Below are 24,527 nucleotides of genomic sequence, written 5' to 3'. Positions count from 1 at the left end.
GCCCGGACATCGTTCAGGAGGTGAGCGGCCGGTAGTCGAACCAGTCGAAGTGGGCGGTGCCGGTTGCGGCGTACATGCCGATGACGCGTCCGGTGAAGCCGCCGGCGACCTCGGTGGTCAGATAGCGGCCGTCGAGGGTGGCGAGCGCGGTGAAGGTGTCGTCCGGTTCCTCGATGCCGAAGGTGAGGAGGTCGGGGCCGGTGCGGGGGCCGTTGGGAGGGGTCTCGGAGATGTCGAGGCGCAGGATCACGGGTCCGGCAGGTACGGAGCGGGATGCCACGGTGGTGCGCAGTGGTCCGATACGGCTGAGGACGCGCACTTCGCCTTCGGACGCCTCGATCTCGTAGTGGTGTTCTTCGTCCAGACGGACGGCGAGGCCCCCGCGACCTTCGGCCGGGTCGATGAGCGTGCGTGCCTGGCAGGCGAGATGTTGCTGGCGGCGGCCGACGAAGACGACATCGGGTTCGTCCAGGGAGTCGCCCCGGGCGTGCAGGGTTAGCCAACCGGGCCGTTCCTTGGTGGTGCAGTGTTCTGCGGGCCGGTCCCGGACGGAGATCCATCGCGGGTGCGGCTCGCTGAGGTCGAAGTCGTCGCGGACCTCTTCGGCGGGTCCGGGAGCGAGCGGCCAGTCGGGGGCGGGCAGTTCGGACGGGACCTCGCCGAGGACGGGCCAGCCGTCCACCCAGTCGACCGGTGTCAGGTAGGTCTCACGGCCCAATGCGTGCCAGCCGGGGGTTCCCCCGCGTGGGCGGACGCCGAGGAAGACCATCCACCACGAGTCGTCGGGTGCCTGGACGAGGTCCGCGTGTCCGGTGTTCTGGATGGGGTGGTCGGTGCTGCGGTGGGTGAGGATCGGGTTGCCCGGGCATGGTTCGAAGGGGCCTGCGGGTGTGCGGCCGCGCGCGATGGAGACGCTGTGGCCGCGTTCGGTGCCGCCCTCGGCGATGAGCAGATACCAGTAGTCGCCGATCCGGTAGAGGTGCGGTGCCTCGGGGGCCTTGGCGCCGGGAGCACCGGACCAGACCTTGCGCGGTGGCCCGAAGGTCTGCCCGGTGTACGGGTCGATGCGGACCTGTGAGACTCCGGCGACGGTGCACCAGCAGGTGTTGTCCTGGTCCCAGGCGAGGTCCGGGTCGATGCCGGGGACGTCGGGCAGGCGCACCGGGTCGGACCAGGGTCCGGCGGGGTCGGTGGCGGTGAACAGCATGTTGCCGCCCCCCTGGGCCACGTTGGTGACGATCAGCCAGAATCGGCCGTCGTGGTGACGCAGGGTGGGGGCGTAGATGCCGCCGGAGGACGGGGTGGCGGCGGTGAGACGGAGCTGACCGGGCCGGTCGAGGGCGTTGCCGATCTGCGTCCAGTGCAGCAGGTCGCGGCTGTGGAAGACGGGGATGCCGGGGAAGTACTCGAAGCTGGAGCACACCAGGTAGTAGTCGTCGTCCACGCGGCAGACGCTGGGGTCGGGATGGAAACCGGGGATCACGGGGTTCGGGAAGGCGCCGTCCGCCCGCTGCTTCTCTGACACTCGGTCAAGTCCCTTCAGGAGTTGGCGAACCGGCGGGCTCAACATGTGTCGAAGCGCTTCACCTGACAGCGACGCTAATGACATGTTTCTCGCGAAACAAGAGGGAGGAAGCCGAGAAACTTCCTCGTCTTCTCGTTATTGACAGTCCACGGGGAGGGATGGCAGCGTCGAAGCGCTTCAACATTCCGCCTGCCCAGGGGGTCACCTCGTGGATTCGCCGCACCGGTCCACCGCCCACCGCCTGCCGTTCCGTGACCCGGCGCTGCCGGGCGACAAGCGGGTCGACGACCTCCTCGGGCGGCTCACGCTCGACGAGCGGATCGCGCTGCTGCACCAGTACGGGCCGGCCGTCGAACGGCTGGGCATCGCCGCGTTCCGTACCGGTACGGAGGCACTGCACGGGGTGTCCTTGCAAGGCGAGGCGACGGTGTTCCCGCAGGCCGTCGGGTTGGGTGCGACCTGGGACGAGGACCTGGTGCGAGAGGTGGCCGAGGCGGTCTCGGTCGAACTGCGTGCCTTTCACCACCACCGTCCGACGGCGAACGTCGTCGGCGCCAACAGCCTGCAGGCGTGGGCGCCGGTGGTGAACCTGCTGCGTGACCCGCGCTGGGGCCGTAACGAGGAGGGCTACTCCGAGGACCCGGTGCACACCGCGCGGCTCGGCACCGCCTACTGCCGGGGGCTGGCCGGTGACCATCCGACCTATCTGCGCGCGGCCGGCCTGCTCAAGCACTTCCTCGCCTACAACAACGAGGACGACCGCTCCGTCACCTCCTCCGGTCTGCGCCCCCGCGTCCTGCGGGAGTACGACCTGGCCGCCTTCCGCCCGGTGGTCGCCTCGGGGGCCGCGACGGGAGCGATGGCCGCGTACAACCTGGTCAACGGCCGCCCCTGTCACGTCAGTCCGCTCCTGGAGGAACTGCGCGGCTGGGCCGTGCCGACAGGCCACGAGCTGTTCGTCGTCAGTGATGCCGAGGCGCCGTTCAACCTGGTCGAACACGAGCACTACTTCGACGATCACGCCCAGGGGCACGGCGCGGCACTGAAGGCAGGGATCGACAGTTTCACCGACCAGAACGAGGACAGCCGGATCACGGTCGGGCGGTTGCGTGAAGCCCTGGAGCGCGGCCTGATCGACGAGACGGACATCGACCGCGCGGTACGACGCCAACTGCAGCTCCGCTTCAGGCTCGGCGAGTTCGACCCGGACCTCGACCCGTACGCCGGCATCGGCCCGGAGGTGATCGACAGCCCCGAACACCGCGCGCTGGCCCTACGCGCCGCGACCGAGTCGGTGGTGCTGCTCAAGAACGACGGCCTGCTGCCGTTCCGGACGGACCGCACACCGCGCATCGCCGTCATCGGCCCGCTCGCCGACGCCGTGTACGAGGACTGGTCCAGCGGCACCCTGCCCTACCGGGTCGGCGTCGCGTCCGGGCTGCGCGCGACGGCTCCTGACGTTGTCACCGTGGAGGGCCTCGACCGGATCGCCCTGCGCTCCCGCACCACGGGCGAACCGCTCGGCGCGACCGCGTACGACGTGGCGGAATGGGGCGACGGGGTGCTGACCCTGCGCGACGCCACGACCGGCCGCTACCTCACCCGCACGGACGACGACTCGCTCGCCGCCGACCACGAGATGATCAAGAGCTGGTTCGTCGACGAGAGGTTCCTGCTGGAGCCCGACCCGCACGGCGACGCCGACACCGTGCTCCTGCGCAACGTTCGCACCGGCCGCTACGCCGCCGTCGACCCCGCCGACGGCAGGGCCACCGTCACCGCCGACACCCCGAGGGAAGCCGAACGCTGGCAACGTGAACTGCTGCGGGACGGCCGGGCCGAGGCCCGCAGCGCCGCCGCGGCGGCCGACGTCGCCGTCGTCGTCCTCGGCAACCACCCGCTCATCAACGGCCGCGAGACCGAGGACCGTACGGGCACCGCCCTGCCCGCAACCCAGGAGGCCCTGCTGCGCGAGGTCGCCGCGGTCCGGCCGGAGACCGCGCTGGTCGTCATGAGCAGCTATCCGTACGCCCTCGACTGGGCGGACGAGCACCTGCCCGCCGTGGTGTGGACCTCCCACGGCGGGCAGGAGACAGGGCGGGCGCTGGCCGCCGTACTGCTCGGCGAGGCTGACCCGGCGGGGCGGCTGCCACAGACCTGGTACCGCGGCGACGACGAACTCCCGCCCCGGCTCGACTACGACGTCATCAAGGCCGGCTGGACCTACCAGTACCACCGCGAAGCACCCCTGTACGCCTTCGGTCACGGTCTGTCCTACACGGACTTCACCTACGGCGACCTGCGGCTGTCCGCGTCCACGATCGGGCAGGACGGCGAACTGGACGCCACAGTGACGCTGTCCAACACCGGGACGCGGTCCGGCAGCGAGGTCGTCCAGCTCTACGTCCGTGCCGTGGACGCCCGTTACGAGGCGCCCCGGCTGAAGCTCTCCGGCTTCCGCAAGGTGCGCCTGGAGCCGGGGGAGCGCCGGGAGGTGGCCTTCCGGCTCCCGGCCGAGCAGCTCGCCCACTGGGACGTGGCCACCGGAGCCTTCACCGTGGACCCCGGCGCCTACGAGGTGCTCGTCGGCCGCTCCGCGCAACACGTCGTCCTGGCCGCGCCGTTGACGGTGACCGGGCCGGCCCCCGAACCCCGCCGGGTCGTCGACCGGCGCACTGCGGCCGCCGACTTCGACGACTACACGGACGTCACCCTCGTCGACGCCACCCGTACCGCCGGGGACGCGGTCACCCCCGCCGATCCCACCCGCCCCGCGACCGTGCTGTTCCGCTCGGTCGACCTGTCCGGCGCCGCCCGCTTCGAGGCGGAGGTCGCCCGGGAGGACACGAGGCCGGGCGAGGAGGCACGGCTTGAGGTCAGGGCCGGTGACCGGCTCCTGGCGGAGATCGCCGTACCGGTCACGGGCAGCCGCTACACGTGGACCAGCGTGACCGCAGACGTGGGAACTGTCGCTGACGGTGGGGGCGTTCACGACCTGCGGCTGACCCTGCACGGAGCCTTACGCCTCGCCTCCTACCGGTTCGACTCACGCGCCGGCCACGCACAGGGCGACGAGGCAGACGCATGAGCGGCCCCGGCTGCTACGCCCGTCCGATCGACTGACCATTTACGTCTCGCCCAAATCCCGGTGCGGGGCAAGCGGCTTGCTCCGCACAATGACCGCCATGACATGGGACGGGTTGATCCGGCTGGGCGACGGGGACGTATGGGCGGCGGACAGCGGGGGTGACGGGCCGTCCTTGGTGCTGCTGCACCCAGGGGTGGGCGACTCGCGGATCTGGGACGGGTTGTTGCCCGAACTCACCGCGCGCTACCGGGTGATTCGCTACGACGTGCGCGGCTACGGGCGCTCACCGCAGCCCACAACCGCCTACTCGATGCTGACCGATCTGCACGCCGTGCTGGACCACTTCGGGCTTGACCGGGTCCGCCTGGTCGGCTGCAGCATGGGCGGCGGGACGGCGCTCGGGTTCGCACTCCGACATCCCGAACGGGTGGAGTCGTTGGTACTTCTGTGCCCCGGTGTGCCCGGATACCCGTGGCCGGCCGAGCCGGAGCTTGACGCCGAGTACGACCGGCTGGTGGCCGACGGCGATCTGGACGGGCTGACCGCTTTCGGCCTGCGGGAGTGTGCGGCGGCCGGCGCCGACGAGGTCGCGGCCTCCCAGTTGCGCTCCGCCGCCGGAGCCTGGCCGGGCGAGGATGTCCACCAGCAGCCCGACCCTCCGGTCTACGACCGGCTCGGCGAGTTGTCCGATGTGCCCGCGGTGGTGCTCGTCGGTGGCCTCGACCGCCGTCCGGTGATCGACTGTGCCGAGCGGACTGCCGCCCGACTCGGCTGTGAGCTGGTCCGGTTGCCCGACGTCGACCACCTGCCTCCGCTCAGGGCACCCACCGCCGTCCTGCGCCTGATCAAGTAGGGATCAAGCAGGAGTCAAGTAGCAAGGACGGCGGTCCGGCCGCGTCGGTTCGGCGCTCAGTCGAACAACGGTGCAAGCGCGGTCTCGCCCGCCATGATCCGCCAGGCGGGCACCCGCACCGTCCGGCTCACGGGGCAGGGCTTGGCCCCGTGACCTCCGGAGGGCAGTCCCGTGAGCAGGTCGCCTCGCGCGTGGGTCAGCCGAAGGTGCCGTGCGAGGTCCGCCCCGGGCCCCGGGCCGGAGTCGATCAGCACCGCTGTGTTCTCGCCGGCGTCGGTGAACAGCAGGTCCACCGGGTGGCCGCCCACCAGCACAGCCCGCTCCAGATCCGTGATGCCCCGTCCGGCCAGGTAGGCCTGAAGGCGGTCGGCGAGGTCCTCGCGGGCCTCGGACACCGGTCCGGACGCGCCGGTCTCGGCCGTCGTGCCGTCGTCGCCCGCGCCCAGCGGCGCCGAACGCGCGGCGAGGAGGGCGGGCAGGCCGCTCTGGTCCTGCCAGAAGGCACGGCCGCCCACCGTGATCAGCTGCGACTTGGCCCGGGTGACCGCCACGTTCCACAGGTTGACCTGGCTCCCGACCCAGTGAGTCGTCCGGGGCGGTGTGTTCGGTGCCGCCACTGGGCTGAGCACCATCACGTCCCGTTGTCCGCCCTGGAAGGTGTGGACGGTGCCGACCCGGACGCGGTCGTCGTCACGCCACATCCGTGCCAGTGTCTCCTTCTGCGCCCGGAACGGCGTGACCACCCCCACCGTCGCGTCCGGCGGAAGCCCCGCCAGCAGCCCGTCGACCACACTCCGGACGGCCTCCGCCTCCACCGCGTTCCGCCAGGACTGCCCGTCGCCGCCGCGCGCCGACTCCCCGGACGGTACGTCGACCCAGCCGAGCACCGGGGCCGGGTCGGCCACCCCCACCGGGTCGTGCGCCGGCACCTGCCGCCGCACGTCGGTCAGCACCCGCAACCGGCCGCCGTAGCAGTGCCCGTTGACGACGTCCGCGATCCGCGGGTGGCAGCGGTAGTGCTCGTCGAGGAGCAGCGCGCTGTCGCCGTGTTGTTCGGCGGCGTGGTACGAGGAGTACACGTGATAGGTGAGGCGGTGGTGCTCCAGCTGCGCGGCGCTCAGCCCGGCCCGCACCCGTGCCTGACGCTCCTGCTGCGGTGACACACCGGGGATGTGCCCGAGCTGCATGGGGTCACCGATGATCAGTGCTCTGCGGGCCCGGAACAGCAGCGGCAGCACCGACGGGATGGAGCACTGGCTGGCCTCGTCGATGACCACGAGGTCGAACAGCTTCGGGGCGAGTTCCAGTTGTCGCACCGAGTGGGTGCTGACGGCCCAACCCTTGATGTGCGTCATCAGGTTCTTCTGGCTGCGCTGGTAGCCGGAGCGGCGCCGGAGCACCTGGAGCCGCTGGTTCATGAGCCCGGTGGCCCGGCTCAGGACCTCGGCGGACAGCGCACGGGACAGTTCCGCCGACAGCCCGGACAGCGCTTCCGCCGTCGCGAGCCGGGACTGCCTGAGCCCTTCCTCGTCCCATTCCCCGTGCCGGTGGCCGAGTTCCCGTACCTCCCCCTCCACGGACACGATCCCGGCCAGGGACTCCAGCAGCTCGGGCGGCACGGGGCGTCCCGTCGCCCACTCGGGCCATGCCGGTCCGGTACCGTCCGGGCGCCTCACCTCCGCCGCGACCAGAGCGGCGAGCGCGCGCCCGCGCCGCCATGCCCCCAGCTGCCACCAGCGGGCCCCGGCAGTCTTCCGCGCCCGCTGGGCCCACCGGCCCAGCGATGCCGGGCCGTCGACGTCCGCCGCCCAGGCACCTTCGAGCAGGGACAGGGGCAGCTCCAGGGCCGCGGCCCGCTCCTCCCGGTCGCGGAGCAGTTCCAGCAGCTGCCCTTCCTCGCCGACACGGTGCGCCGCCTGCGCCCGCAACCGGTCGGCCGTTCCCCGAGTGTTGCGCAGCTCGCCACCCACGGTGGCCGATCCGCGCCGAGCCGCCCCGGCCGGTTCGGCGAGCAGCCGTTCCAGTTTGGCCGCCTCCCGCTCGAGCGCCTCCGCGTTGCCCGTCCGCATCAGCAGGCCGGGCGCGATGTCGTCGCAGCGCTGGGCGACGACGTTCACCGCCTCGTTGTTCGTGGAGGCGACCAGTACCGACTGCCCGGCGGCGACACAGGTGGTGACAACCGCTGTGACGACCTCGCTCTTGCCCGTGCCGGGCGGCCCGGTGGCCACCGTCAGAGGCTGGGTCATCGCCGACGAGATCACCAGTTCCTGGCTCTCGTTGCACGGCCCCGGAGCGACGGGTGTCACCGGGTTCGCCGCGACGGCGGCCGTGGCCGACGCCTGCCGGGCCCCGCCGTTCAGCAGCGCGTCCAGGGCGGTGCCCTCGATCTGCGCGGTCCGCGTGGAGATCTGCAGCAGGTTCTCCACCAGCGCCTGGGTGGCCATGGCCTCCGCGCCCGAAGGCACCAGCAGCACGGCCGCGTTGTGCGCGCCGGGCCGCAGTGCCTGCATCACCGTACGGTCGCTCAGGGCGGACGGGTCCAGCGGTTCGAGTTCCGGCAGCCCCAGCTCTTCCAGCAACTCCCTGACGGCGCGCAGCATCTGGGCGTCGTTGCCCTCCTGCCAGGCCGGCTGCCAGCGCGCGACCAGGTCGGCCGCGTCACCCGCGTCCAGGAACTCCGAGACGACACCGCTGTGCAGGGACGGCACACCGCTGGGCCGGAGCACGTCCCGGCCGTCCTCGTCCGGCGCCAGCTCCATCTGCTGGATGAGCAGCGGCGCCAGCTCCACCGTCGCACGCCGTCCCCGGCCGCCGTCCCGCGCGGGCAGTGTGACCGCCGGATAGCCGTACCAGTACTCCTGCCGCGATCCCGCTTCGGTGTCCGAGCCGTTCCGCCCCTCCTGCGGCCGGGGCAGCGGTCCCGGCGCGAGGATGTGCGGTCCGCGCCCGGACTGGATGGTCTCCTCGCCCTGGGCCAGCAGGAAGTACTTCTTGTTCCGGCCGCTGTCCCGGTCCGGTCGCATTCCGGCCGCCGCCTGCGCGGTGAGGCAGCCCGCGTAGTACCGCAGCAGCCCCTGCCGGTCGACGCCGTCCCGCTCGTCCGCCTCCGCCAGCGCCCGGGCCTTCAGCAGCGCGGGGGAGCGTCGGGCGGCGGCGTCGTGGGGAAGCGCGGGGAGCCGCACGGGCCGGGCCACCGACCGGGCGAAGGGAAGGCTCCGGGTGGCCCTGATCGTGGACTTGGTGGGCCGCTGCTCCTCCGGTACGCCGTCGCGGGTCATCTGGGCGGTCAGGTAGTCGAAGAGGTCGTCCGGGGTGATCCAGCCGCCCTCCTTGATCCGGCCGTTGCGCAGTCCCTCGACGATCTCCCCGGTGAACCGGGAGGTGCCGAGGCCCGACCCGGGCGGTGCCATCGCGGAGGCCGCCTGGAGGGCGTCGGACGCGGTGATGAAGTACACGCCGGTCGGTCGCAGCAGGGTGCTCGGCGCGGGTGGGTTCGCTTCCCCCGACGGGCCCTTCGCGGTCCAGCCCTGGACGACGGACCCGCTGGAGCAGCAGTCCAGCAGGACCAGTTTGGAGGCGGCCCGGCAGGACTGGAGCATTCGCTCCAGGAACTCCGCCGGTACGGCCGTGCCCGGCAGGTCGGCCGGGTCGGTGTCCCGGGTCAGGAAGTACAGCTGGCCGTCCTGCTCGCAGTACTCGCCGTGCCCGCTGAAGTAGAGCAGCGCCGTCTCACTGGGCTGCCGTGACTCCAGGAACGTCTCGACGGCGTGCAGCATCTCCGCCCGCGTCGGCTCGGCGGCCAGTGCGCACTCGTTGTACATGCCGATCTCGGTGTTCTCCAGTACCGCCCGCATGTAGTGCAGATCGGCGCGTACGGCCGGGAGGTCGGCGTACCTCTCGCTGTCGTACGTGGAGACGCCGACGAGCAACGCGTGCCGGTCGTTGTCGGTCATCGCCGCTCAGCCCGCCGTCGGCGCCGACGCGTCGTCGTCGCCGTCGTCCGCGAGGAACCGTTCGATGAGCGTGTCGTCCTCGCGGGCCTCCTTGCCGGTGACATGCAGGGTCGCCCCGTCGGGCCGCTTGACCACGATGGTGCGCTGCGGGACCCGCGCCAGCCACGTCTGCACCAGCGCGACGACGAACGAACCGGCGCTCAGCAGCAGCCCGACGGTCTCGGCGGACGGCCCGCCCTTGTCGCCCGCCCCGAACAGGCCGCCGGGCTCGGGCAGGTCCAGCCTTGCCGTGGGGTCCACCTCGCCGAGCGCGGCGAGCAGTTCGCGCGCGTCTTTACGGGCACGCAGCGGGTCGTCGTCTACGACAGAGATCAGGTATGTGGCGTGATTGTCGGGCATGACGGTCTCGTGCTCCCCCTGAGTGCACCGGCTCCTTGCCGGGCGAACGAGACTAGTGCCCGGCACCGGCACCGCACGCCCACGAGGGTCCGGCCTCCGGGTCGTTGGCGTAAAACCGGTGGACGATGGCTGGAGCCGGCGCGATTCGCGTCATGCGTGGTTCCGCGCAGCACGGGTGGCGGCCCCGGGCAGACGGTTACGCGGTGGCCCTCGCGGGGAGCGTGCCCGCTGGGGCCGCGCGATGGATGGGTCCGACGCCCAGCGACAGGGGCAGGCCGGTGGCCCCGTTGGTGTGGGCGATGATCTCCGCGGTGATCGAGACGGCTGTCTCCTCGGGAGTGTGGGCGCCGAGGTCGAGCCCGATCGGGGAGCTGAGCCGGGCGAGTTGGGCTTTCGTGACGCCGGCCTCGCTCAGTCGCCTGTTCCGGTCCTCGTGGGTGCGGCGGGATCCCATGGCGCCGACGTAGGCGATGGGGAGGCTCAGGGCCAGGGCCAACAGGGGGATGTCGAACTTGGCGTCGTGGGTGAGGACGCAGACGACGGTACGGGTGTCCACCTGGGTGCGTTCCAGGTGGCGGTGGGGCCAGTCGACGACGACCTCGTCGGCGTACGGGAAGCGTGCCGCGGTGGCGAAGACGGGGCGGGCGTCGCAGACGGTGACCCGGTAGCCGAGGAAGCTCCCGGCCCTGCTGAGGGCTGCGGCGAAGTCGACGGCGCCGAAGATCAGCATGCGGGGTGGAGCCGCGTGCACGTGGACGAGGACCGCGAGCTTCTCGGGGCAGGTGTCCTGGTCCCCGCCGACATCGACCACGCCGGTGCGTCCCGCCCGCAGCAGGGCGCGGGCCCGCGCCACGACCGCCCGGTCCTCGTTGTCGCTGCCGAGGGTGCCGTCGTAGGCGCTGCCGTCGCCGAGGAGGCTGAGGGTGCGGCCGAGGAGTTCCTCGGGGCCGTCGACGACCTGTGCCACGGCGGCGGGACGGCCGAGTACGACCTCGTCCAGCGCGGCTGTCAGGTGCGGCCGTGTCGCCGGCTCCACCCGCTGGACCAGGACGTCGATCTCCCCGCCGCAGGTCAGGCCGACGGCGAAGGCGTCGTCGTCGGAGTAGCCGAACCGGGCGCGTGCGGGAGGACCGCCGTCCTTCAGCACCTGGGCGCACAGTTCGTAGACGGCTCCTTCCACGCAGCCGCCGGAGATGCTGCCGACCGCCTCGCCATCGGTGTTGACGGCGAGTGAGGTGCCGGGTGGCAGGGGTGCGCTGCCGCTGACCTGGATGACCGTGGCGAGGGCGAAGGGGCGGCCCTCGCGGCACCACGCGTGCAGCGTGTCTGCGATGTTCAGCATGGAGGTGGCTCCGGGTGGGACGGCGGACGGACGGGGGTGTGGGCGGGCCGCCGCCGTGTCGGCGCGGGGGAGATGACACGGCGACGGCCCTGGGTGTCCGGCGGCAGGCCGCTCACTTGCCGCCGGACGGTTGGAGGGGCCCGTCGGGGGCCCAGGTGTTCAGAGCAGGGCCTCCGCGGTGATGGGCAGTTCGCGGATACGGCGGCCGGTGGCGTGGAAGACCGCGTTGGCGATGGCAGACGCCACGCCGACCTGCACGATCTCGCCCAGGCCCTTGACGCCGATGGGGTCGGCCTCGCGGTCGTCGCCGTCGAGATAGATCGCCCTGAGGTCGGGGACGTCGGCGTTGACGGGGACGAGGTAGTTGGCGAGGTCGGCGTTGACGATGCGGCCGTCGCGGTGGTCGGTGACCGTGTGTTCCAGGAGGGCCTGGCCGATGCCGCCGACCATGCCGCCCAACGCCTGGCTGTCGGCGAGTTCGGGGCTGATGATGCGGCCCGCGTCGTACACGCCGAGCATGCGTCGTACGCGGACGAGCCCGAGGCGGGCGTCGACGGCGACCTCGGTGAAGACCGCGCCGTAGGCGAACAGGGAGTGGCGTTCCGGTCCTGTGGGCGGGGTGAAGGAGCCCATCGTTTCGAGGTGGGTGAGCTTGTTGCGGGCCAGGAGCTGCCGGTAGGTCTCGCCGCGTGCGGGGTGGCCCTTGACGTGCAGCCGGCCGGCGCGGACCACGACGGTGTCGGGATCGACGCCGTACAGCGGGGACTTCTCGTCCTCTACGGCGAGCGTGACGGCTTGCTCGCGTAGTTTGTCGCAGCCGTCCTGGACGGCCGATCCGACGCTGGCCATGGTCCAGGAGCCGCCGTGGGGCGGGGCGGGCGGCATGAGGGAGTCGCCGAGGCGGAACGTCACTTGGCGCATCGGCAGGCCGAGGGCGTCCGCGGCGAGCTGGGTGTTGGAGGTGTAGGTGCCGGGGCCCATGTCGCTGGCCGCGGACTGGATCAGCGCGGTGCCGTCGGCATCCAGCCGGACCGATGCGGACGCGTTGTTGCGGGAGGTGTCGTAGACGCCGGCCGCCATCCCGGTGCCGATCAGCCAGTCGCCGTCGCGGGAGGAGCGCGGTTTCGGGTTGCGTCGGTGCCAGCCGAACTCGCGGGCACCGACGCTGTAGCACTCGCGCAGCTTGCGGGTGGAGAACGGCAGCCCGCTGGACTCGTCCGCGTCGGGTTCGTTGCGCAGCCGCAGCTCGATCGGGTCGATGGCCAGTTCGTGGGCGAGTTCGTCCATCGCGGACTCGATGGCGTAGGAGGCGGTGGTGTAGCCGGGGCCGCGCATGAACAGCGGGGTGTGCACGTCCAGCGGGACCGTCCGGTACTCCTGGCTGACGTTGGGCATGCTGTACATCATCTGGCCCGGAATCATGACCGACTCGAGGAACGTCTCGTAGCTCGACGTCTCGGCCCGGATGTCGTGCGTCATCGCGGTCAGGCGTCCGCGCCGGTCGCTGCCCAGGCGCACCGCGTACTCGTAGGTGGGCCGGAAACCTGTCCCGAAGAACAACTGCTTGCGGGTCAGGGCGAGTTTGACCGGGCGTTTCGTCTCGCGGGCGGCGAGGGCCGCGATGGTGGCGTGCGGCCAGGCCCGCAGTCCGCTGCCGAAGCCGCCGCCGACGAACGGTGAGATGACGCGCACCGACTCCGGTGGCAGACCGAACACCGTGGCGAGTTCGATCTGGGTGCCGAACACCCACTGGGTCTTGTCCCACACGGTGAGCTTGTCGCCGTCCCAGCGGGCGATGGTGGCGTGCGGCTCCATGGCGTTGTGGTTGTTGCGGGCGAGGTGGTACGTCATCTCCAGACGTACGGCCGCCGCCTCCAGCGCCTTGCCGACGTCACCCCTTGCGTACGCGAAGGGTTCGCCGGCCTTGGCGTGGGACATGTCGGTCGAGGGCTGCTGGGCGTCGTAGGTCACCTTCAGGACGCTGGCGCCGTGCTGGGCGGCCTCCAGCGTGGTGGCGACCACGACGGCGACCGGCTGCCCGTGGAAGCGGACCTTGTCGTCCTGGAAGACGTGCAGCCGTTCGCCCTGCGGGGAGGTCGGCAGCGGACTGGGCTGATAGGGCAGCTTGGGAGCGTTGAGGTGGCTGATCACCTTCAGGACTCCGGGGTGGGCGAGTGCGGTGCGGGTGTCGATGCCGGTGATGCGGCCGAGGCCGATGCTGCTGTCGACGACGACCGCGTGCACGGCTCCGGTGACTTCATGGTCTACGGCGTACAGCGCCTTGCCGGTGACTTTCAGCCGGCCGTCCACGCGGGAGAGCGGGGCGCCGACGGCCGCCTGTGGCTGGGGGCTCATTTGCCGCCTCCTACGATGCGCTGCTGGCGTTCGACGGTGCGTTTCAGGAGCTCGGTCTTGAACCGGTTGTGCTTCAGGGGGTGGGCTCCGTCCGCCGCGTGCCGTGCGGCCTCGGCCCACAGCCGGTCCGAGGGGCGCTCGCCGATGAGGGCGCCTTCGACGGCGGGCAGTGTCCATGGCACGGTGCCCACGCCTCCGGCGGCGACCTTCGCCTCGCGGATCACCCCGCCGCGGATGTGCAGGGCGACGGCCGCCGAGGTGAGGGCGAACTCGTAGGACTGCCGGTCGCGCACCTTCAGGTAGCCCGACCTCAGCGGACGGGGGTGGGCGGGGATCTCCACGGCAGTGATCAACTCGCCCTTGAGGAGGGCCTGTTCACGGTTCGGAGTGTCGCCGGGGTTGAGGAGGAAGTCCGCGAAGGCGACACTGCGCCTGCCGGCCGGGCCCAGGAGGTGGACGGTCGCCTCCAGTGCCGCGAACGCCACAGCGACGTCCGAGGGGTGCGTGGCCACGCAGGACTTCGACGTGCCGAGGATGGCGTGGCTGCGGTTGAAGCCCTCCAGCGCGGCGCACCCGGTGCCCGGCTCGCGCTTGTTGCAGGCGGCGGTCACGTCCCGGAAGTACGTACAGCGGGTGCGCTGCATGATGTTGCCGCCGATGGTCGCCATGTTGCGCAACTGCGCCGACGCGCTCAGTTCCAGCGCCTGCGAGACGACCGGGTACAGGGTGCGCACCTTGGGGTGGGCGGCGGCCTCCGCCATCCGTACCAGGGCGCCGATGCGCAGGCCCCCGCGTTCGGTGACGGTGACGTCCCGCAGTGGCAGCGCGCTGATGTCGACGAGCGTGTCGGGGCGTTCCACGGTCTCGCGCATCAGGTCGACCAGGGTGGTGCCGCCGGCTATGTACCGGCCGCCGCGCCGGCCTGCGTCCAGGGCCGCACGGGTGTGTGCGGCCTTGGTGAAGGAGAAGGGATACATGGCTCACTTCCCCCCGGCGGTCTGCTCGACCGCGCGCACGATCTTGACGTAGCAGCCGCAGCGGCAGATGTTGCCGCTCATCCACTCGCGGATCTCCTCGTGCGAGCCGGTGTGGCCTTCCTTGATGCAGCTGACGCCGGACATGATCTGACCCGGTGTGCAGAACCCGCACTGGAAGGCGTCCTGCTCGACGAACGCCTGCTGCAACGGATGCAGTTCGTCACCGTCGGCCAGACCCTCGATGGTGGTGACCTCCGAGCCCTCCAGGCGAACCGCCAGCGTCAGGCAGGAGTTGACCCGTCGCCCGTCGACATGGACCGTGCAGGCCCCGCACGCACCCGCGTTGCAGCCCTTCTTCGTGCCGGGCAGCCCGAACTGCTCGCGCAGGAGGTCCAGCAGCGAGGTCCTGTTGTCGATCACGGCGGTGTGCCGCTCGCCGTTGACGGTCAGTGAGACGCGACCGCTGCCGGGTGGCACGGCGTCGGCGGTCCCTGCGGCAGCTTCCTCGGCGCCGAACGCAGGGGCTCCCGAGACCAGGCCGCCCGCCAGGACGGCGCCACCGACGGCGGTCGTCGTGGCGATGAACGTGCGGCGCGTCGGCGCCGGCGCAGGTTCTTCAGGGGGAGAGCCGTATGACTCGGGAAGTTCGGCAGGCATGCCCACTCGCTTTGTTCGGCGACAGGTTCGGGGGTGGAGGGTCGGTGGCGCACCTGTCAGGTACGCCCCGACCTGTGGTCCGTAGGTGGGGCCGGCGCTCGATGACGCACGGGGTGAGTTGTCGAGCACCGGCACGCACGGTCTGGGCGGGGCTCGATCGGTGACCGGCCGTCAGGGCAGCTCGGGGTAGAGCGCGGCGGCGCCTCCGGCCAGTCCGGCCTGCACCTGGCGGCTGATGTCGTCCACGACGATCTCGTAGGCGCCCTCCGCGATGCCGTCGACGGCGAGGCGGGCGACGTCGGCGGGGTCGGCCTTGGGGCCGGCGACGTCCCGGATCATGTCGGTGTCCATGCCGCCGACGTGCAGTCCGGCCACCCGGACACCCTGGTCGGCGAGCTGTACGCGCAGCGAGTTGGTGAGCGACCACTCCGCGGACTTGGCGGCGCAGTAGGCGCCGGACTCCGGGAAGCTGTACCAGGACAGGGCGGACAGGATGTTCAGGATCGCCCCGCCGCCGCCCGCCACGATCTGCGGCGTGAAGGCGCGGACCACCGAGAGGGTGCCGTAGTAGTGGGTGTCCATCTCCAGGCGGATGTTGTCCAGGTCGCCGGTGAGCAGGTTGGTGGTGGTGCCCACGCCGGCGTTGTTTATCAGGACCGTCACGTCACCCGTGGCTTTGGCGGCGGCCGCGACCGAGGCCGGGTCGGTGATGTCGAGCGCGATCGGCTTGACGCCCGGCAGGTCGACCTTGTCGGGGTTGCGGGCGCCGGCGTAGACGGTGGCGCCGCGGCCGAGCAGTTCGGCGGCGAGTGCGCGGCCGAGGCCCCGGTTGGCGCCGGTGACGAGGACGGTGCTGGTGGAGAGGTCCATGGGAAGTCCCTGGTGTGTTGGATGCGGAATGGTCGGGCGGTCGGGCCGGTCCCGGGGCGGCGCGCCAACTGGTGCGCCGAGTGGTACTGGTGCGCGACGGCTATCGGCTGTCGGCCTGGAAGATCTGGCAGCTGGTGGTGGCGTGGGCGAGCAGCTTGCCGCCTGGGTCGGTGATGGTGGCGGTGGCGTAGGCGGTGCGTCGGCCGATGTGCACAGCCGTTCCTTCGCAGCGGATGCGGCCGGTGCCGGCGGTGACCGGACGCAGGAAGGTGATGTTGACGCCCTGCGTGGTGTAGCCGGTGCCGGCGGGGAGGCGGCTGTAGACGGCGGAGCCAAGTGCGTTGTCGGCGAGGGTCGCGAGGATGCCGCCGTGGACGGTGCCCAGCATGTTGTAGTGCCATGGCGCCGGGACCAACTCGAAGACGGCGTGGCCCGGTTCGACCTCGCTGAGCTCGATGGCGAGGGTGTCCGCCGCCGGCGGGGCGGACAGCGTTCCCTTGCCGATCCCTTGGAGCGCCTCCAGTCCGCTCAGCTCCTGGACGGCCTCGATGGTCGGACGGGGGTCGTGCCAGGTGTAGGACCGGCGCTGCGGCGCGGGTTGGGTGCTCATGAGGCCGCGGGGGTGATGGTCGTGGGGGTGGGCATGGGGGTTCCGTTCTGGTGGGGGCGGTTCTTGACGGCGGTCAGGGCAAGCACGGCTGCGGCGAGGAGGACGGCTGCGGTTACGGCCAGTCCGGTGTGTATGCCGGAGGTGAAGGCGCCCTCGATCGCCGCGCGCCCTTCGCCGGACAGTGACTGGACTCCGGTGCTCCCGGAGGCGACGGCCTCCTCGACGTGTGCCCGGGCGCCGACCGGGACACCGTGTACGGCGAGCTGGTGGGGCAAGTCAGCGGTGACGCGGGCGGCGAGCAGCGAGCCGAGCAGTGCGGTGCCCATGACCGCGCCGACCTGCCGGGCGGTGTTGACCGCGCCGGAGGCCATGCCCGCCCGCTCGGGAGCCACACTGACCAGCGCGGCGGCCGTACTGGGCGCCACGACCAGACCACTGGCGGCCCCGAACAGCACGAACAGTGGCCAGACACGGGTGTACGGCGTGTCAGAGCCGACTGTGGCCAGGCCCAGCACGGCGAGAGCGCAGAGCAACAGGCCCACTGCCAGAGGCGCCTTGAACCCGGTACGGCGGATTATTCGGCCGGTGAGGTACGCCGAGACGACGTAGACGCCGAACAGGGGCAGCATGCGCCAGCTGGTGTCCAGGGCGTTCAGGTGCTGGACGTTGTTGTAGAACATCACGACGAGGACGGCCACGCCGGTGAAGCCGAACAGCGCCACCATGGCGATGACCATCACGGCACTGAACGAGCGCGACGCGAACAGCCGCACGTCGAGCATCGGCGCCGCGACCCGCAGTTCGACGGCGGCGAACGCCACCACGCCGACCACGGTCACGATCCAGGCGGTGATGACGGGGGCGGCCGTGTAGCCGTCCTGACCGCCCTGGATGAGCCCGTAGACGAGACCCGCGATCGTGACGGTGCCCAGCAGCGCGCCGGGGATGTCGAGGCGTCCGCCCAGGGCCAGGGACTCCGAGGCGAACGGGACCGCGACCAGCAGCGTGATCACCCCGAGGACGGCGTTCGGCACGAACACCGCAGGCCAGCCGGAGCGGTCGAGCAGCACGCCGGCGAGCAACGGGCCGATGGCCAGCCCGATGCCCGACGACGCCGCCCACACGGTGATCACCTCGGTCCGCCGGTGCGGATCGGTGAACGTCGCGCCCAGGATGGCCAGGCTGTTGGGCAGGATCAACGCACCGCCGACACCCGAGACCAGCTGTGCGGCGATCAGCATGGCGCTGGTGCCGGCGGACGCGGCGAGCAGGCCTCCCCCGATCATGACGACCACGCCGACACAGAACATCCGCTTACGGCCCCACAGGTTGCCCAGCGTGCCGGCCGACAGCACCAGACTGGCCACGACCAGCGTGTAGGCGCTGGGTATCCAGACCAGCGCGCCCGGACCGACGCGCAGATCGTCCTGGATCGCCGACAGCGCCGAGATCGTGGCCGTGACGAGCAGGAACGTCATCATCACGCCCAGACACATCGCCATCAGCGTCAGCGCCTCCCTGCGCCGTGCCGCCTCTTCCGGGCCGGCACCGGCCCTGCGGCCGCTGCGGCGGCGGTCCGTGGTCATCGGGGTTCCTTCATCGTTCGGCGGAGTTGAGGGGGAATTGCTTCCGGTGTGCACCGGCGGAGGACCGCGGCGGCCGGTGGCTGCCGGGTGACACCGGGACTGTTGTCGGCCAGTGGCCCACGGGGTGTGTCGAGCCGGCGCTCGGTGGGGCGGGGGCGGGGGCGGGGTCGGGGTCGGGAAGGACGCCCCTCGGTGGCCGACCCGACCCCTTGTCGCGGTCAGCCCGCGGCCATTCGCTTGGCCGCTTCCGACGCCAAGGTCAACACCGCGTCGGCGGGGCGCATCATGACCATGAAGTCGGTGATCTTGCCGTTCTGGTCGAACTCGACGATGTCGACGCCGAACAGACGTGCGTCGCCGACGTGGGTGCTGAACTCCAGCACGTAGCCGTTTCCGCCGCTGAAGTGCCGCAGGTAGGTGAAGTCCTCCATGATGCCGAACACGAGGCGCAGGATCGCCACCATGGTGTCCTTGCCGTGGTAGGCCTCGATATCCGCGGGGGATCGGTAAGTGACCTTTTCCGCGAGGAGATCGGGGAGACTTTCCCAGTCCAGTTCCGCGACGATGCGTTGCCACTCCGCGATTCCGGCCTGCGCCGCCTCGTGCGGCTGGTCCGTTTTCCTGTCAGCCATGATGTCGATGTCTTTCACTTGGCGAGGGAGCGGGCGCTTATGCCTGTTCGTTGATGAGGGCGGCGTAATGGCCGAGGTTTCGCTCGATCTCGTCGAGACCGATCTCGGCGATGGCCTTTCCGAGTTGCGGCACGCGTGCCTGGAATCCAGGCCAGTTGACCGATTCCGCGAACTCCGCCCAGGACGTACGCAGATCGGTCACGGGCGGCAGGGTCGACCGGTTGATCTGTGCCCTGGCCCCCAGGACGGACTGCTTGTCGAACGAGGCGATGCGAGCGGCCACACCGCTGACGAAGTCGTCGAGTTCGGCGTCGGGCAGGGCTCGGGTCACCCATCCGTAGCGCTCGGCCGTCTCGGCGTCGAAGTCCTGGCTGGTGAGGATCGCTTCGAGCGCGCGGTCCCGCCCCAGCAGCCGGGCCAGACGGTCGCTGCCGCCACCACCGGGGACGATCCCGATCGCGACCTCGGGCTGGCAGAAGAACGCCTCCTCGCGGCTGGCGTAGCGCAGGTCGAAGGCGAGGGTGATCTCGTTTCCGCCGCCGCGCGTGCGCCCACGGATGGAGGCGATGCTGATGAAGGGGGCCTCGGACAGGCGCGTGACGAGGTCGACCCATGTCGGCGTCCCGTCGGCGCTGTTGAGCGCCAGGAGTTCGGCCACCTGGCCGAGATCGGCGTGGTTGAAGAAGTATTCGGGCGTACCGCTGTCGAAGATGACGACCTGAACCTGGTCGTCCCGGCTCAGCTCATCGACGACATCGACCAGTTGCGTGACGGTGTCCGCGCCGACCACGTTCACCGGCGGATTGGTGAAGGTGACCTTACGGATTTTCGGCGCCACTGTCTCGATGCTGAACATGCTGTGCTGCGTCATAGTGTGCTCCAGTGCTGAATTGCTGAGGTGCTGATGTGAACAAGTTGAAGAGTGGGAATATCGGTCGACGTTCGGTCGACGTATTCCTGTTGGCGACGATCAGAAGGGCGTCGTCATGGTGTTTCCGGAGACTGCTGGCGGTGGCGTCCTGTGCATGGGGTGGGCTGCGTGGTGTACGTATGCCGGCGGGACGTTCGGCCACACCACCCGGCTGCGTGCGACGGTGGCGAACCGGCGGGCCGGCGGTGTCCACGCCGTGTGCACGTACGCGAAGGTGCTGAATCGGCCGTTCGTGCTCAGTGCGCCGGCCGCCGCGTCGAGGATCCGGCGCTGTCCCTCGTACGGCATGACGGTCCACGGGAGACCGGACACGATGGCGTCGACCGGATACGGAACGAGCGTCGCCAGGTCCTCGGCGGAACTCTGGACCACCTCGACGGCGCTGTCCGCGTACCGCTCCGCGAGCCGCCCGGCGAACACCGGGTTGAGCTCGACCGCCACCAGCCGCGCCCCCGGAGCCAGTTGCCTCAGGATCGCCCCGGTGATCGCACCCGTACCGGGCCCCAGCTCCACGACGACGTCGACGCGGTCCAGGCCGAGTCCGGAGGTCATGGCCTGAGCGAGAGTGGGGGACTTGGGAGCGACCGCGCCGGTGAGCCGGGGGCGGCGAATGAACTCCCGCATGATCGACATGCTCAGAAACTAGGTATTGCCTGTGTCGTCGAGCGTCCTCCCGAGCGCTCGACCGGGTCATCCGCCAGGACGAACCAGTCCGCTTTCGTAGGCCAGGACGACGGCCTGTATCCGGTCGCGGATGGGCAGTTTGGCGAGGATGCGGCCTACGTGGGTCTTGACCGTGGTCTCGCCGAGAAACAGCTTCTCGGCGATCTCCCCGTTGTTCAGCCCCCGACCGACCAGTCCCAGCACCTCCCGCTCACGGTCGGTCAGACTGTCGAGGCGGGCGTCGGCGAGGGGAGGGGCGGCGCCCATCACATACCGGTCGATGAGCCGCCGTGCCACCGAGGGGGCGATCATCGTGTCGCCGCGCAGCACGCCACGGATGGCGACGAGTATCTCGGCGGCCGAGGCATTCTTGACGAGGAAGCCACCGGCTCCGGCGCGCAGGGCCGCGTACGCGTACTCGTCGCGGTCACAGTCGGTGAGGACCAGTACAGGCGTCCCGGGTAGTTCGGCTCGCAGTCGCCCGGTGGCCGAGATGCCGTCCAGGCACGGCAGTCGCACTTCCATGAGCACGAGGTCCGGGCGCAGTGCGATGGCCTGGGCCACAGCCGTCTCGCCGTCCGTGGCCTCACCGACGACGGTGAGGTCCGCCTGGCTGCCGACCACCCCGCGCAGGCCGGCCCGCATCAACTCGTGGGCGTCGCAGATCAACACGCCGGCCTCTGGCATGGCACCCCACCCCCTGACACGGCCACCCGCTCACGCACGCCGACCAGCTGATCGGGGTTTACGACACCGGCGTGGACGGCGATGCCCGGGCCGAACGGCGCGACGGCGAGAGTCCGGCCAAGACCCCGGTCGGCTCCTTCGGCGAGAACGGTGCTGGTGGACCGGCCCATGAAAACCTCCTGGGGAAAGGGGTGAATGCCGTGAAAAAGGGTGAAGGGATGGCGTGCTCAGGTGCTCGGTTGCTCAGGTCAGTTGGGTCGGTGCCCTGAGGGGACCGGCCTCGCGGGCACGTCGTCGACCGGACGGCGGCTTTCGAACGCGACCAGTCCGACGACGACCGCGGCGGCGATGACGGCCGCCAGGTAAGCAGGGGCCCGCAACGTGACCGTGCCTGCGATGACCAGCGCAGGCAGTGCGAGCAGCCGTGACCAGGGCAGGTCGTCGAACAGGGTTGCCCCGTGCCAGGTCTGCGCGGCGATATAGAGGGCAGACCCGCCGAACAGCATCAGGTTCGTGGTGATTCCGGCGTGCTCCACCGGATGCGCGATGACACGTTCGTCGGCCACGGCAACGGCGACCATCCCGGCGACCGAGATCATCAGGCTGATGACACCGCTGCGCCCGGCCCGCATCGGGTCCTCGCTGTCCTCGTAGTGGCGCACGATGCGCTCGGAGCGACTGAAGAACAGCCAGAACAACGCGATCGTGCCCATAAGGGCTACGCCGGCGGTGAGCAGGCTCATCGGCTCGTACGGTGCCGCGGTGAGCGCCGTGCCGGTGGTCAGCACCGTCTCACCCAACGCGATGATCATGAACAGGCGGCCGCGTTCCAGCAGGTGACCGCCGTCGAAGTTGACCTGCCGTGACTCCAGTCTGCGGCCGGGCAGGGGATGCGCCGTCATGATGCCCACCACCTCGATCAGGGTCGCCGCCGCCCACCACGCGAGCCGCGCGCCGCCGTCGACCGCAGCGCCTACGAGCCACAGGGGTGCACCCACCACGAACCAGACCAGAACGCGGACGAAATGCTCCTGGCTGACCGGGTCCAGGCCGACCCTGAGCAGCCATACCGTCCGGCCGATGTGGATCAGCAGGAAGGTGACGACGAAGACCCACCCCGCGTCGCTGAAGGCTCGCGGGATCGCGGCGTTCATGAACAGCCCGACGAACATGACGGCCAGCAGCATCCGCCGGGTGCGCGGGTCCTCGGCCGGCACGAGGGTGACCGCCCAGGCGGTGTAGGCCCAGGCCGCGTAGACGGCGAGGTAGAGCACGAGCGTCTGGGCCGCGCCGGTCCACGTCGGATGCGCCAGCAGCTGGTGCGACAGCTGGCCGATCGCGAAGACGAAGACCAGGTCGAAGAACAACTCCAGCGGCGTGACCTCCCGGCGCGCCGGATCGCTGCTCGACTCCACGATGACTCTCCTCTGTTCCATGTTTTCAGGCGGTGTCCTGGCAGGTCCCGGCGGCCGACCGGCGGAACCGTGCGCGGACGCATCATGCAGGGCCGTGGACCTTGGCCCTGCCCGTGACAGGCGAGGCGCTGCGAGATCCGTGGTGTCGGGAGCCGTCCCAGGGGTCGGTCGGCCCAGTGGTCAGTCGGCGAGGAAGGCCGTCACCTGGGTGGCGAAGTCCTTGGCGTGCTGGAAGAGGAAGGCGTGGCCGGCGTCGCTGTAGGCGAGGAGGGTGGCGTGGGGAAGGTGTTGGGCGGCGGTGTAGGCGGCGAGGGGGGTGATCATCGCGTCCTGCATGCCGGTGGCGTAGAGGACGGGCTGCTCGATGCTGGCCAGATCTGCTCGTACCTGTTCGAAGGGGATGGACGCGTCTTTCCCGATCGCGGTGAACTGGCCCATGGCCGCCGCCTCGGACACACCGGGGAGCCCCGTGGCCAGCCGGGTGGCCACCCTGTCCAGGTGCGCGTGCCCGGCGGCGCGACCGGTGTCCGTCTCGGGGAAGAACAGGAAGACCAGGTCGTCTCCGGTGACCTCGGGCTTGGTCATGGTGGCCCGTATCTTCGGGTCCGGGTCGGGTGCGCCGGGCACGGTGCCGCCGGGGTTGGCGGCGGCGACGACCAGCTTGCGGACCAGGTCGGGCCGGGTGCGGGTGAGGTGCTGGGCGACGGTGCCGCCCAGCGTCCAGCCGAGCAGGTCGACCTGGGTCAGGCCGAGGGCCTCGATGAACTCGGCGGTGCCGTCGGCGAGTTCCTGGACGGAGCCGGCCGGGGTGCCGGTGGTGTAGCCGGTACCGGGGTAGTCGAACACGATCACGTCATGCTCGGCGGCCAGGTGGTCCAGCAGTTCCGGGTCCCACCAGTCGAGGGTGCCGCTGACCCGGTTCAGCAGCACCAGCGGGATGCCGCCGCGCGGTCCGAGGCGGCGGTAGGTGAACGTCGCGGAGGGGCCCTCGACGGTGAGGTTCTCGGCCGCGTCGGCCAGATAGGTACTCATGGCGGGCTTCGCTTTCCGTAGCGGGGGAGCAGGGGAGAGGGGTGTCGGGCGGTGGTCAGGCGGCGGGGAGGTGGTTGAGCTTGCGCAGCTGCTGGTCGAACATGCGGGCGGGGACGAGGCGGCGCATGGTGCGTACGCGTCCGGTGACGGCGCCGGCGGTGTAACGCAGCTTCGGCTTGGCGTCGGTGGCCGCGGCGACGATCTGTCCGGCGACGATCGAGGGGTCGTCTCCGTCCCTGACCGCGCCTGCCATGTAGTCCTCGAAGACGTGACGCTGCCGGGCGTAGACGTCCAGAGGCTGGTCGGGGCGGACGCTGGCCGCGTCGAACGCGGTGCTGGTCCAGGCGGGCTCGACGAGCAGGACCCGGACGCCGTACTGGCGCACCTCGTGGTCGACGGACTCGGAGTAGCCCTCGACGGCGTGCTTGGAGGCCGCGTAGACGGCCATGAACGGCTGCGGCATGAACCCGACGATCGACGAGATGTTCACGATCCGCCCGCTGCGTGCGGCCCGCATGTGGGGCAGGACGGCGTTCGTCATCCGGATGACGCCGAAGACGTTGATGTCGAACAGGTGCTGCGCCTGTGCGGCGGAGGACTCCTCGGCGGCGCCGGCGGAGCCGATGCCCGCGTTGTTGACGAGGACGTCGATGTGTCCGAACCGGTCGATGACCTCGCCGACCGCGGTGGTCACCGAGGCGTCGCTGGTGACGTCGAGGTCGAGGAAGGTCACGCCCTTGAGGGGGCTGACGCGGGAGGTGTCGCGGCTGGTGCCGACCACCTCGTAACCCGCCGCCGCCAGCGCGAGGGCGGCTGCCTTGCCGATGCCGGAGGACGCACCCGTGACGAGGGCTACCGGACGTGTGGTGGTCATTTCGTGCTCCTGACGTCTGCGACTGATGTCGCCTTGATACGGGTGAACGGGCCGGGGCGGTCCTCCCCGATTGGTTTC

The 24,527-nt window shown here is 70.8% G+C and carries 19 protein-coding genes; 2 read left to right on the top strand and 17 right to left on the bottom strand.

Annotated features, from left to right (window positions below):
• Positions 1 to 13: 13 nt before the first annotated feature.
• Complete coding sequence (locus OG241_RS04995; protein ID WP_405813891.1) at positions 14 to 1,525, bottom strand: glycoside hydrolase family 43 protein; 1,512 nt, start codon at positions 1,523 to 1,525, stop codon at positions 14 to 16.
• A gap of 208 nt (positions 1,526 to 1,733) precedes the next feature.
• On the opposite strand from OG241_RS04995, the gene OG241_RS04990 reads away from it, so the two are divergent.
• On the top strand, positions 1,734 to 4,613 hold the full coding sequence (locus OG241_RS04990) for a glycoside hydrolase family 3 C-terminal domain-containing protein (protein ID WP_405813889.1): 2,880 nt from the start codon (positions 1,734 to 1,736) through the stop codon (positions 4,611 to 4,613).
• A gap of 88 nt (positions 4,614 to 4,701) precedes the next feature.
• A complete protein-coding gene (locus OG241_RS04985) occupies positions 4,702 to 5,466 on the top strand; it encodes an alpha/beta fold hydrolase (RefSeq protein ID WP_405813888.1) in 765 nt (254 codons plus the stop codon).
• 56 nt (positions 5,467 to 5,522) lie between these two features.
• Here the strand turns inward: OG241_RS04985 and OG241_RS04980 are convergent, their stop codons facing one another.
• The 16 genes from OG241_RS04980 to OG241_RS04905 all read right to left on the bottom strand — a co-directional run bounded on the left by OG241_RS04980 (position 5,523) and on the right by OG241_RS04905 (position 24,449).
• Positions 5,523 to 9,419, bottom strand: coding sequence for an AAA domain-containing protein (locus OG241_RS04980; protein ID WP_405813887.1), 3,897 nt, complete (start codon positions 9,417 to 9,419; stop codon positions 5,523 to 5,525).
• A gap of 6 nt (positions 9,420 to 9,425) precedes the next feature.
• Positions 9,426 to 9,818, bottom strand: a complete 393-nt coding sequence (locus tag OG241_RS04975; protein WP_405813886.1) for a hypothetical protein — start codon at positions 9,816 to 9,818, stop codon at positions 9,426 to 9,428.
• 196 nt (positions 9,819 to 10,014) lie between these two features.
• The gene (locus OG241_RS04970) at positions 10,015 to 11,160 is read right to left on the bottom strand and encodes an XdhC family protein (protein ID WP_405813885.1); all 1,146 of its coding nucleotides are present in this window, start codon (positions 11,158 to 11,160) and stop codon (positions 10,015 to 10,017) included.
• A 159-nt stretch (positions 11,161 to 11,319) separates the two neighbouring features.
• Entirely contained in the window at positions 11,320 to 13,515 is a 2,196-nt protein-coding gene (locus OG241_RS04965) for a xanthine dehydrogenase family protein molybdopterin-binding subunit (protein ID WP_405813884.1), read from the bottom strand.
• The gene (locus OG241_RS04960) at positions 13,512 to 14,492 is read right to left on the bottom strand and encodes an FAD binding domain-containing protein (protein WP_405813883.1); all 981 of its coding nucleotides are present in this window, start codon (positions 14,490 to 14,492) and stop codon (positions 13,512 to 13,514) included. Before OG241_RS04960 ends, OG241_RS04965 begins: the two co-directional genes overlap by 4 nt.
• A gap of 3 nt (positions 14,493 to 14,495) precedes the next feature.
• The gene (locus OG241_RS04955) at positions 14,496 to 15,149 is read right to left on the bottom strand and encodes a (2Fe-2S)-binding protein (protein ID WP_405813882.1); all 654 of its coding nucleotides are present in this window, start codon (positions 15,147 to 15,149) and stop codon (positions 14,496 to 14,498) included.
• A gap of 171 nt (positions 15,150 to 15,320) precedes the next feature.
• Complete coding sequence (locus tag OG241_RS04950) at positions 15,321 to 16,019, bottom strand: SDR family oxidoreductase (RefSeq protein WP_405813881.1); 699 nt, start codon at positions 16,017 to 16,019, stop codon at positions 15,321 to 15,323.
• 100 nt (positions 16,020 to 16,119) lie between these two features.
• On the bottom strand, positions 16,120 to 16,629 hold the full coding sequence (locus OG241_RS04945) for a PaaI family thioesterase (protein ID WP_405813880.1): 510 nt from the start codon (positions 16,627 to 16,629) through the stop codon (positions 16,120 to 16,122).
• A complete protein-coding gene (locus OG241_RS04940; protein ID WP_405813879.1) occupies positions 16,626 to 18,215 on the bottom strand; it encodes an MFS transporter in 1,590 nt (529 codons plus the stop codon). Before OG241_RS04940 ends, OG241_RS04945 begins: the two co-directional genes overlap by 4 nt.
• A gap of 218 nt (positions 18,216 to 18,433) precedes the next feature.
• Positions 18,434 to 18,865 carry a nuclear transport factor 2 family protein gene (locus tag OG241_RS04935; RefSeq protein ID WP_405813878.1) on the bottom strand — a complete coding sequence of 144 codons (432 nt, stop codon included), beginning with the start codon at positions 18,863 to 18,865 and terminating at the stop codon, positions 18,434 to 18,436.
• 19 nt (positions 18,866 to 18,884) lie between these two features.
• Positions 18,885 to 19,718 (bottom strand): enoyl-CoA hydratase/isomerase family protein, encoded by an 834-nt coding sequence (locus OG241_RS04930; RefSeq protein WP_405813877.1) that lies wholly within the window; start codon positions 19,716 to 19,718, stop codon positions 18,885 to 18,887.
• A gap of 99 nt (positions 19,719 to 19,817) precedes the next feature.
• The gene (locus OG241_RS04925) at positions 19,818 to 20,402 is read right to left on the bottom strand and encodes a class I SAM-dependent methyltransferase (protein WP_405813875.1); all 585 of its coding nucleotides are present in this window, start codon (positions 20,400 to 20,402) and stop codon (positions 19,818 to 19,820) included.
• A gap of 66 nt (positions 20,403 to 20,468) precedes the next feature.
• Positions 20,469 to 21,128 (bottom strand): response regulator, encoded by a 660-nt coding sequence (locus OG241_RS04920; RefSeq protein ID WP_405813874.1) that lies wholly within the window; start codon positions 21,126 to 21,128, stop codon positions 20,469 to 20,471.
• 248 nt (positions 21,129 to 21,376) lie between these two features.
• Complete coding sequence (locus OG241_RS04915) at positions 21,377 to 22,543, bottom strand: low temperature requirement protein A (protein WP_405813873.1); 1,167 nt, start codon at positions 22,541 to 22,543, stop codon at positions 21,377 to 21,379.
• A gap of 180 nt (positions 22,544 to 22,723) precedes the next feature.
• The gene (locus OG241_RS04910; protein ID WP_405813872.1) at positions 22,724 to 23,575 is read right to left on the bottom strand and encodes an alpha/beta fold hydrolase; all 852 of its coding nucleotides are present in this window, start codon (positions 23,573 to 23,575) and stop codon (positions 22,724 to 22,726) included.
• Positions 23,576 to 23,630: 55 nt separating this feature from the next.
• Positions 23,631 to 24,449, bottom strand: coding sequence for an oxidoreductase (locus tag OG241_RS04905; protein WP_405813871.1), 819 nt, complete (start codon positions 24,447 to 24,449; stop codon positions 23,631 to 23,633).
• Positions 24,450 to 24,527: the final 78 nt, after the last annotated feature.

Source organism: Streptomyces sp. NBC_01390 (assembly GCF_045040105.1).
Taxonomy (GTDB): domain Bacteria; phylum Actinomycetota; class Actinomycetes; order Streptomycetales; family Streptomycetaceae; genus Streptomyces.
The sequence above is the reverse complement of the archived record's forward strand: the minus strand, read 5'-3'. Positions and strand labels throughout refer to the sequence as shown.

Coding starts and splice junctions, on each gene's coding strand:
- OG241_RS04985 (WP_405813888.1), top strand. CDS start 4,702: ATGACCGCCATGACATGGGACGGGTTGATCCGGCTGGGCGACGGGGAC.
- OG241_RS04980 (WP_405813887.1), bottom strand. CDS start 9,419: ATGACCGACAACGACCGGCACGCGTTGCTCGTCGGCGTCTCCACGTAC.
- OG241_RS04975 (WP_405813886.1), bottom strand. CDS start 9,818: ATGCCCGACAATCACGCCACATACCTGATCTCTGTCGTAGACGACGAC.
- OG241_RS04970 (WP_405813885.1), bottom strand. CDS start 11,160: ATGCTGAACATCGCAGACACGCTGCACGCGTGGTGCCGCGAGGGCCGC.
- OG241_RS04965 (WP_405813884.1), bottom strand. CDS start 13,515: ATGAGCCCCCAGCCACAGGCGGCCGTCGGCGCCCCGCTCTCCCGCGTG.
- OG241_RS04960 (WP_405813883.1), bottom strand. CDS start 14,492: ATGTATCCCTTCTCCTTCACCAAGGCCGCACACACCCGTGCGGCCCTG.
- OG241_RS04955 (WP_405813882.1), bottom strand. CDS start 15,149: ATGCCTGCCGAACTTCCCGAGTCATACGGCTCTCCCCCTGAAGAACCT.
- OG241_RS04950 (WP_405813881.1), bottom strand. CDS start 16,019: ATGGACCTCTCCACCAGCACCGTCCTCGTCACCGGCGCCAACCGGGGC.
- OG241_RS04945 (WP_405813880.1), bottom strand. CDS start 16,629: ATGAGCACCCAACCCGCGCCGCAGCGCCGGTCCTACACCTGGCACGAC.
- OG241_RS04940 (WP_405813879.1), bottom strand. CDS start 18,215: ATGACCACGGACCGCCGCCGCAGCGGCCGCAGGGCCGGTGCCGGCCCG.
- OG241_RS04930 (WP_405813877.1), bottom strand. CDS start 19,718: ATGACGCAGCACAGCATGTTCAGCATCGAGACAGTGGCGCCGAAAATC.
- OG241_RS04925 (WP_405813875.1), bottom strand. CDS start 20,402: ATGCGGGAGTTCATTCGCCGCCCCCGGCTCACCGGCGCGGTCGCTCCC.
- OG241_RS04920 (WP_405813874.1), bottom strand. CDS start 21,128: ATGCCAGAGGCCGGCGTGTTGATCTGCGACGCCCACGAGTTGATGCGG.
- OG241_RS04910 (WP_405813872.1), bottom strand. CDS start 23,575: ATGAGTACCTATCTGGCCGACGCGGCCGAGAACCTCACCGTCGAGGGC.
- OG241_RS04905 (WP_405813871.1), bottom strand. CDS start 24,449: ATGACCACCACACGTCCGGTAGCCCTCGTCACGGGTGCGTCCTCCGGC.